We start from the raw sequence: 1634 nt of genomic DNA, 5'->3' as shown, positions 1-1634 counted from the left end.
CAAAATACAAAAACCTGAAAAAGCAATCCTGTCTCAAGACGAAGTAATACGCAAAGCCCTCTTAAACAAAGATATTTCAAGTATCAACAACTTTGTTATCAATGAAGTAGTTTATGATGAAAATTCAGATGTTTGGACTATTCGATACAAAAGTGCAATTATTACGGATAGTTCAATTGAAGAACATATTATACAAGTTCCAGATAAATAACATTACGCTAACGGCGAACGTTTGTTCAATGATAGCAATGTAAGGTTTGCCAGTTTGAACGAAAGGTGATCGTAGTCTTTTTTACTAGGCTTACATTATAGATTTAGCGTTTAAATCCATTTAACTGCTGCTCAGCAATTTGTACAAGACGCTTTGTAATTGTTCCTCCGATAGAGCCTACATCCCTTGTAAGGAGATTTCCATTGTAGCCATTTGGCTGAAGAGGGATGCCCAATTCTTGAGCTACTTCATACTTTAGTTGGTTAATTGCCGCTTTAGCCTGTGGTACGAGTAAAGTGCTGTTATTTGCCATGGGATAAAATCACTCCTTTTCTCAATGTGCTTTATTTTGTGGAGATTAAGGGAGGATTATGCAAGAATAATCTCATTTGAAAAGCCTTAGTTCCCAGTAAGAAATTATTGTTTAATTTCGCCGACCAACTAAGTGATTGGCACAATGTGCCTGCTTATATTACTTCTTAAGTGAGTACAATATATATGTTTCAAATTACTCAAAGGGGTGTGCTCGAGTTATGACTAATCAAAAGAAAAGCGTGAAATCCGAAAAGCAAAAAAACCAAAAACCAAATCAAAAGGGTAAAATTGATGAGGCAAATATTAATTAAGGTGGTTAGTTAACAAAATGGTTCATATATAAAGCCCTAAAAAAGCTTGAGGATACTTTCCCACAGAACAGGCTAAATTTTTTAGCTTATTTCATCAAGATAGAAAGGAGGTAATCTCAATGTCCGATAAAACTAAAACTAAGATAACCAAATCTCAGCGAACCGTTGATAAGGAACTGCAATCTCGAACTCGAAAATCGCCTGACCAGTCTGCACAAAATAATACACACGATCAACCAGGTGATGCTTAAAAACATTTCAGCTAACCATTCAATTAAAAGTAGCTGAATCTGTTGGTGTTGATTACACAATTGCATGAGGCGAAAACGAACCAATGAGGCTCTATGTGGAATAAGGGTGGAAAATAGCATAATAATATAGTAGGGAGATCAACTTTCGAATTTGGAGGATAAATACAATGACATCCAGTAGAGGACATCAAGGAGCTCATGGCACAGGACAAATTGTTAAGCAACTGAACAATCAAGCCCAAGCCGCGGAGCAAATTCAAGGAAGTAATAAGGTCGATCAAGAAATTATTGCAGCCGCAAACGAACATAGTTCAGAACTGGATGAAATCATTGATACGGATGCCAGTTCCTAAGTTGAGCTTCGGCATGGAACGATCTAAAGTAATACGAGTTAGAGACCTGCGGCATGCTTCATGCTGCGGGTTTTTTTTCTTGTTCGGCGGCACAAACATAATCGTTGTTTACGGTAAGTAAAAAGTGCGTAACAGCGAACACCAGTTGAGGGGATTGCCTCGCGGCAATTCCTTTTTTTCTTCATTCAAGTAA

At 37.3% G+C, this 1634-nt stretch carries 3 protein-coding genes; 2 read left to right on the top strand and 1 reads right to left on the bottom strand.

Annotated elements, in window-relative coordinates:
* A partial coding sequence (locus tag GC102_RS34985; protein WP_171693612.1) for a hypothetical protein occupies positions 1 to 211 on the top strand: 211 nt, incomplete at its 5' end.
* A 103-nt stretch (positions 212 to 314) separates the two neighbouring features.
* On the opposite strand, the gene GC102_RS34980 is transcribed toward GC102_RS34985, so the two are convergent.
* Positions 315 to 524, bottom strand: coding sequence for an alpha/beta-type small acid-soluble spore protein (locus GC102_RS34980; protein WP_171693611.1), 210 nt, complete (start codon positions 522 to 524; stop codon positions 315 to 317).
* A 731-nt stretch (positions 525 to 1255) separates the two neighbouring features.
* Between GC102_RS34980 and GC102_RS34975 the strand changes: the two genes are divergently transcribed.
* Entirely contained in the window at positions 1256 to 1441 is a 186-nt protein-coding gene (locus tag GC102_RS34975; protein ID WP_079416780.1) for a hypothetical protein, read from the top strand.
* The last annotated feature ends 193 nt before the right edge of the window (positions 1442 to 1634 follow it).

Origin of the sequence: Paenibacillus germinis (assembly GCF_013141785.1) — a bacterium.
Classification (GTDB): domain Bacteria; phylum Bacillota; class Bacilli; order Paenibacillales; family NBRC-103111; genus Paenibacillus_E; species Paenibacillus_E phytorum.
The sequence above is the reverse complement of the archived record's forward strand: the minus strand, read 5'-3'. Positions and strand labels throughout refer to the sequence as shown.